This is a genomic window from uncultured Nostoc sp., assembly GCF_964245445.1.
In the GTDB taxonomy this organism is placed as follows: Bacteria; Cyanobacteriota; Cyanobacteriia; order Cyanobacteriales; family Nostocaceae; genus Nostoc.
In genome coordinates, this window is sequence record NZ_CAXTNE010000342.1 from 1 (window position 1) to 7317 (window position 7317).

Sequence of the window (7317 nt, forward strand, 5' to 3'; positions counted from 1 at the left end):
CCAGAGGCGATGGTTTGTCCATCTGGGCTGAAGCTGACACTGTATATAGGACGATTGTGCCCCAAGCTGTTTTGTTTTCTCACCCCATTAACCACCTGCTTCTGAGCTGATTGCTTCAATAAGTGTTCGTTCTCTTGGTGGGCTGTTTCAACCGCTGCAACCGCTCGATCGCTATTGGCAGCAATCCCTATTTTCGGACTTTGACAAGCCGAAAATCCGGCTGCGATCGCGCCTGTCAGCATCACCCTCAGCGCAATTGCCCCCAACCGAATCCGCCGATTCGCTTTGTGGTTCGTCTTTGACAACACCTACAAATCCTGCTCCTTTGCTTCCAGACGGGTTTGCATCGCTCGCTGATCGAGTGCTTGGCTTGCAGCCAGAAACTGAGAGTTGCGATCGCCTTTTGCTTGTAATCGCTGTATCGTCTGCACTTTCGAGCTAGTCTTACCCATCTGCCGAGAATTCAGCACATAGCAAAACTCTCTAGCTTTCAGAGCTTGGTAAAAAATCTCGTTGCCTTTACTGGTTGTTCCATGTTTGTCTCCTGATGACCACATAAAGGGCATGGCATAAAAGTTTCAAATAATTGCAACTTTCTGTATGACTCCTTCTCACGCTTGTATGTTGCACGACCGGATTTTCTTGGCTCTGTTCAATATAACGGAATGTAACAATACTATTTTTGGCAACTGAATATTTTAACAGAATCCCCATCTAGTATCCATCAAAAAATATTGATCCAGGGTTGACGTTTTCGGATTTCGCGCAGTCTGTAGTAACTTCCGCCTTAAGAGTAGCAACTTCCGCTAATACAGTCGCTCACTTGAACCACATTCTGCGGCTGAAATATGGTTCTATCGAGATGGCTTAACCCCCAGCGATTCTCGTTTACGCAGCCAATCCCCGTCATAGGTCTTTAGCAGTTTTGTTAAAAGCCGGAAAAACTCTTTATCTGTTTTATCAATGGAACGTCGAGTCCAAAAGCCTCCAGATGTATTTGCTGCATACTCATCAACATTTTCTACAGTAGTCAAATAATCGGACAGCCATCTAAACTTCTCTTGTAAATATAGAGCGGGAAGAGTTTTACTTTCAAGATGCTTGAAATATTCACGTTTAATTACTTCAAATTCCTCATAATTATTATTAAACCTGAGTTCATTTACTTCTCCCCTATCTAACCGCAATTGATATTCTTTCTTGACTAACTGATATTGTTTTATGAAAGTATTAAATTCTTCATGACTGGCAAACAAAATCTGATAACTTGTATAAAAAGCTCTCGCGGTATCCCTGATTTTTGTATCATAAGAGGATTGCGTTTGTTGCCTGAAACTTTCTTTTTTTTCTGCAACAATAATATTTTTTTGTAGCCATTTAACAAATTCTGGATTGTAATATCCAAATTCATGTTCAGACTTAAATGTAAGATTATAGTCTTTGCGGAAAATAGGTAAGCCAGAAACAATCCGCAACTTTTGATAGTCGATGAAGGGCTTGATATCACAGTAGAGGCTACGCAGTCCTACGTTTAAGTAAGTCCCACATTCTTGATATTTTTCTAGCTCTGTCGCATTTGATCTGTTAAGACCCAGCCAAGCAGAACGGATTATTTCTTCCGGTTGACCTCGCTCAGATGACTGAACACTCTTCAAGGTAAAAATAGTAAATCCTGCGATGATTAAGCCTGCTGTAATTGCGCCAAATGTAGTCTGACGTAACCGCTTAATTTCTCGCTTTTGATTTTTTGGTTTTTCTCGCTCCAACTGATTACGCTGTTTTACATTGATTATCTCCTGTGCGCCAGGCTGTTGTTTGATCTTGTCGAGTAAATCTTGAGCTAACTGAAGCATCTTTAGGTCATTATCCATCATGCTGAGGTTATGAATTTCAGTTAAGATGCAATACCGCAAATATTCCTTAAGTATAAACTAAAGCTTACTGAAAGAATGAGGTTTTAATTTACCAAGTCATTCAGAATATACGATATTCCATTGATCAACCTGCAAATTCTCAGCCCTATAAATTACAAAATTGTTCCTTCGTTAGAAAGTAGAATAATGACTGCTACAAATGGTAAGCGCAAAATTCGTTACGCCGTTGTTGGTTTAGGTTGGTTTGCCCAAGAAGCTGCTTTACCTTCGTTTGCCAACACCGAAAACTCAGAATTAGTGGCACTGGTTTCAGATGACCCCACTAAAAGCGAAGAACTAAGCAAAAAGTATGGTATAAATCATACTTACTCCTACGATCAGTATGAAGACTGTCTAACAAGCGGCGAGGTTGATGCAGTTTATATTGCGCTGCCCAATCATTTGCATTGCGACTACACTGTGCGGGCTGCTAATCAGGCAATTCATGTATTATGTGAAAAGCCGATGGCAGTGACTGAGCAAGAGTGTGAGGCAATGATTAAAGCTGCCAATGACAATAATGTGAAGCTGATGATTGCCTATCGCTTACATTTAGAAGAAGCCAATTTACAAGCAGTAGAAATTTTGCGTTCAAAGCAAATTGGTGAACCACGAATTTTTAACTCGGTTTTTACTCAGCAAGTAGAAGAAGGCAATATTCGTTTACGAGATGTTACAGGTGGTGGCACGCTCTATGATATTGGCATCTACTGCCTTAATGCTGCACGTTACCTATTTCAAGATGAACCAATTGAAGTATTTGCTGTAGCTGCCAATAACGGAGAAGAACGCTTCAGCGAAGTGGAAGAAATGACTAGTGTCATCTTACGTTTTCCGAATGAGCGATTGGCAACATTTACCTGTAGCTTTGGAGGAGCAAGTGTTTCAACTTATCAGATTGTAGGTACTCAAGGCGATTTACGAGTAAACCCTGCATATCCTTGGCAGGGAGAAATCAAGCATTACCTGACAATTAATGGTGAAACTCAAGAGCGTACCTTTGAAGATCACGATCAACTAGCGGCTGAATTTACCTACTTCTCTGATTGTATTCTCGAAGATAAAGACCCAGAACCATCTGGGACGGAAGGGTTGATTGATGTTTCTATCATTCAAGCGCTTTACGAGTCAATTGAGACGCGTCAACCTGTGCAGATCCAAACTCGCGAGCGCCATCAACGCCCAACATCGGCCCAAACTATTGAGCGTCCTCCTAGTGACCAAAAGCCAGACCTGATTCATGCTGCTGAACCTTCTGGGCAGTCATAAGGTTGGTTTAAGAGTAGGAATATAGGGCACAACAATATATTGTGCCCCTACATCTGTGGTCTATTCAATTAAAAACTGCTGTGTATGCCTAAATTTTAAGGATAAAGACCTCTGTCAGTCAGCGCCTGAGCCACTCTACCTACCCCTAAAGTGTAAGCAGCTAATCGCAGAGGAATTTGCCGTACCTCCGATTGATGAATCACCCGATGGTAAGCTTGTACCATCAAATGCTCCATTTCGTGGTTAACACGCTCCTCATCCCAAAATACGTAGGAAAGACCCTGCACCCACTCCAAATAACTAACTACTACACCGCCAGCATTCGCCAAAATGTCCGGTAGCACTGTCACACCCCGCGCCTCTAACGACAAGTTAGCCTCAAGGGTAATCGGCCCATTAGCCGCTTCTGCGACAATTCGCGCTTGCACTTGATTCACATTTTCTTCAGTGATTTGGTTTTCTAAAGCGGCTGGTATTAAAACATCGCAGGGTAAAGTTAATAAATCTGCATTGCTAATTGGTGCAGATTGCGGGAAACCCATAATACTCTTGCGATTTTCAGCAGCATAGACTTTCAACTTGGGAATATCAAGACCGACTTCGGAAAATATTCCTCCAGCACCCGTTGAAACTGTAATAACTTTCGCGCCTGCTTGATGTAGTAATTCTGCTGCGGCACTACCAACGTTACCGAAACCCTGAATAGCTACTCGCATACCTGCTAAAGATTTACCTTGCTGTGCCAGCGCCTCACGGACAATAATCATCACGCCACGTCCGGTTGCCATTTCTCGTCCTAGCGAACCACCAATAGAAAGCGGTTTCCCAGTTACAACCCCTGGTACAGCATGACCGACATTCACAGAGTAAGTGTCCATCATCCAAGCCATCTCACGGGACGAAGTACCCATATCTGGGGCAGGAATATCTACAGCAGGCCCAATATCTTTAATCAACTCGCTGATATAACGGCGGGTGATTCGCTCTAATTCGCCAACACTGTAGCGTTTTGGATCTATGGGAATGCCACCCTTCCCACCACCGTAAGGAATACCTAACAAAGCACATTTCCAGGTCATTAGCATTGCTAGAGCAGATACTTCCCGTAATGTCACAGCTGGATGGTAACGGGTTCCACCCTTGTAGGGGCCTAAAACATCGGAGTGCTGCACCCGGTGTCCAGCAAGAACCTGTATTTCCCCATTATCTAATTTCACGGGGATAGAAACCGTGACAACCTTACGCGGGTGGCTAAGAATTTCCAACAAACCCTGATTTAAATTTAATTCTTTAGCTGCCGCTTCTAAGTAGCTACAGGCTTGATCAAATGGGCATATATGCGCTGGAGAAGCAGGTTCTGGCAGCAACAGGGATTTTGAAATCATAAAATTTTCTCCTAATCACGGTATCTTTACGAACCGGATTTCATATATGCCTAGCTTATCCTTGTTTTTTGGGAAAATAGGAATATTGTAGTTTTTGTTACATTTTTATCGAACAGAATTCAGGAGTTAGAAGCAAAGCCGGAGACGCTCTGCCAAGGCGTCAGAATTCAGTTGGGTATTCTGTACGACTGGCACATGAATAAGTGGATTTAAGACCCTTAGCAAAATAAAAATTTGGTTGAACCGTCGTAAATTGGCAAAGGTATTGCAAAACCTGTAAATGTTTCAACGTTAGTAACAATTGTTTGAGCATTTACAATAAACGCTTAAGCAAAACTTGTAAATGTTTCAACGTTAGTAACAATTACTTGAGCATTTGCAGCAATTGCTTATATCTTTGCAAGAAATGCTTAAGCAAAACTTATAAATGTTTCAACGTTAGCAACAAATGTTTAAACCTTTGCAACAAATATTTATATATTTGCAGCAATTGCTTATATCTTTGCAAGAAATGCTTAAGCAAAACTTATAAATGTTTCAACGTCAGCAGCAATTGATTATACATTTGCAAGAAATGCTTAAACAAAACTTATCAATCATGTTTGACAGACTATTTCACCTTGCTAATGCGATCGCTGCATTTTGTCCCCCGAACCCAAAACTGCAACATAGTACCTGCCTAATTTTACTTAAACGTGCAGATGTAACGATATCTAAGTCAAACTCTGGCTGCTGCAATCCTACACAGGGTGGTAATATTTGATGCTTTAATGCCATGAGAGAAAAAGCCACACCTAAAGCTCCAGACGCTCCTAATGTGTGGCCCGAGCTTCCCTTGGTGGAACTAACTGCCACCCCTGGGGGAAACAAATGCTGGATTACCATGCTCTCCATTTGGTCATTTAGCTGGGTAGCTGTGCCATGAGCATGAATGTAATCAATATCGCCTGGTGAGAGACAACTACGTTCTAGACATTGTTTGATAGCAGCGATCGCACTTTTCCCTTCAGGTTCTGGTGAATTACCATGATATGCGTCGTTGGTTAAACCAAAACCGAGAATTTCACCATACACTTTTGCTTGACGCTGTTTTGCCAACTCTGCTGATTCCAAGACAAACACAGCTGCGCCTTCGCCCAACACTAAGCCTTCCCGGTGTAAATCAAAGGGATAAGCCCCAGTTTTCGCCAAAGCACCCATCTGCTGAAATCCAGCTAAAGTTAGGGGTGTAATAGGCGCTTCCACTGCGCCAGCGATCGCCTGTTGACATTGCCCAGTTTGTATAAGCAAAGCTGCTTGGGCAATAGACCAAATTCCAGTAGCACAAGCTGCCATCGGTGCCAAAACTATCCCAGATGCACCGATTTGTCTTGCAGCTGCAATCGCATTCATGTGAGGTAATGTATCTAGCCAATTTCCAAAAGAGGATACGGGCAAATTCGCCGCGTCTTCATACATTTGCCGCGCCATAATTTCCCAAGACGCTTGATAAGAGCGACTCGATCCAATGACTACAGCACAATTAGCTGCATGTGAAACTAACCCAGAATCTTGCAAAGCAGAAGCTACAACCATCTGAGTTAACATTGTCAATTCAGATGGTTGTTGACCAATCAAACCTAGAGGAAGTGGTGTAAATTCTGGAAAAGGTTGGTGTAATCGAATTCCAGATTTACCTGCTAGCAAATTTTGCCAGCTATCCTCTAAGTTTCCACCCAAGGCGGAAATTAAACCAATACCAGTAACACAAACCTTAATCAATTTGCAATTTGGGAGGATAAGAGGATGAGAGAGATGAGGAAGATCAGGAACAATAATCGCTAATCTCTTATCTCCCCCTGCTCCCTCATCTACCCCTGCTCCCCCTGCCTTCTTCCTCTACTTCCCTGGTGTTTTCAGATTTTCAGCACCTTGGGTAACTTTAGCGGAGTCAATGCGATCGCCTTGCTTAATTTTGTTCACGACATCAAAGCCTTGAGTGACATTGCCAAACACGGCGTAGTTACCATCCAAGAACGCCAAATCCGCTAAAGCAAAGTAAAACTGGGCAGAAGCGGAATCTGGAGATTGCGATCGCGCCATTGCTACTGCACCCTGTTTATGGGGCAATACTACGGGTTGAGCAGTAGCATCAAAGGGTTTATTGTAAATTGGAGTATCAGAACCTTTTGGCTTAATTTCTAAAGGTATATAACGAGCATTTCCTGTTTTTGGGTCAATATAACTACCTGTTCCTAATCTATCTGCTGAAACTTTCGGGTCTTTGCTTTGGGGATCGCCCCCTTGAACTACAAACGGTTGGGGTTCGCGTACAACTCGATGAAAAGCTAAACCATCGTAGACACCCTTCTGCACTAAATCTACGAAGTTGCCAGCTGTAATGGGGGCATCAGTGCCGTCTACTTGGATAGTAATAGGTGAGCCTTTAACCGTGAGTACCACAGTAGCCCTGCCTTCGAGGCGTGGTAAATCAGCCAGTCCAGGAATACTCTCACTATTAGTTTGAGATACAGATGTTGCTTCAGTAGTTGTCTTATTGCTTGCCTCGCTTGTAGTCGAGGTAGCTGTCGAGATTGGAGAAGATGTATTAGAAGCGACTTGCTGTGTTGAACATCCTCCCAACATTAAGCCACTGATAATCACAAGAGAAAGCAAAAATTGTGAAATTTTTAATCGCATTGCCTGTTACCGATTTAACCAGAGTATCTTATCGTTTCGAGGAGCATTGGGAATTGGGGAAGAGGCAGGGG

General features: G+C 42.8%; 6 protein-coding genes and 1 pseudogene. 1 reads left to right on the forward strand and 6 read right to left on the reverse strand.

Going from position 1 to position 7317, the window contains the following annotated elements:
- The 3 genes and pseudogenes from ACFE90_RS34045 to ACFE90_RS34055 form a co-directional block, all read right to left on the reverse strand.
- Window positions 1-305, reverse strand: a pseudogene (locus tag ACFE90_RS34045) (hypothetical protein); the annotation flags it as partial.
- 3 nt (window positions 306-308) lie between these two features.
- Window positions 309-566: a hypothetical protein gene (locus tag ACFE90_RS34050; RefSeq protein ID WP_375506709.1), complete on the reverse strand. Its 258-nt coding sequence runs from the start codon at window positions 564-566 to the stop codon at window positions 309-311.
- A 288-nt stretch (window positions 567-854) separates the two neighbouring features.
- Window positions 855-1874 (reverse strand): hypothetical protein, encoded by a 1020-nt coding sequence (locus ACFE90_RS34055; RefSeq protein WP_375506704.1) that lies wholly within the window; start codon window positions 1872-1874, stop codon window positions 855-857.
- Between the two features lie 186 nt (window positions 1875-2060).
- Here ACFE90_RS34055 and ACFE90_RS34060 point away from each other — a divergent pair, with 186 nt between their 5' ends.
- On the forward strand, window positions 2061-3182 hold the full coding sequence (locus ACFE90_RS34060) for a Gfo/Idh/MocA family protein (RefSeq protein ID WP_375506705.1): 1122 nt from the start codon (window positions 2061-2063) through the stop codon (window positions 3180-3182).
- 95 nt (window positions 3183-3277) lie between these two features.
- On the opposite strand, the gene ACFE90_RS34065 is transcribed toward ACFE90_RS34060, so the two are convergent.
- From ACFE90_RS34065 to ACFE90_RS34075, 3 genes are all read right to left on the reverse strand, one after another.
- Complete coding sequence (locus tag ACFE90_RS34065; RefSeq protein ID WP_375506706.1) at window positions 3278-4567, reverse strand: Glu/Leu/Phe/Val dehydrogenase; 1290 nt, start codon at window positions 4565-4567, stop codon at window positions 3278-3280.
- A 615-nt stretch (window positions 4568-5182) separates the two neighbouring features.
- Window positions 5183-6328: a beta-ketoacyl-ACP synthase gene (locus tag ACFE90_RS34070; protein WP_375506707.1), complete on the reverse strand. Its 1146-nt coding sequence runs from the start codon at window positions 6326-6328 to the stop codon at window positions 5183-5185.
- A 117-nt stretch (window positions 6329-6445) separates the two neighbouring features.
- Window positions 6446-7246, reverse strand: coding sequence for a peptidylprolyl isomerase (locus tag ACFE90_RS34075; protein WP_375506708.1), 801 nt, complete (start codon window positions 7244-7246; stop codon window positions 6446-6448).
- Between the last annotated feature and the right edge of the window lie 71 nt (window positions 7247-7317).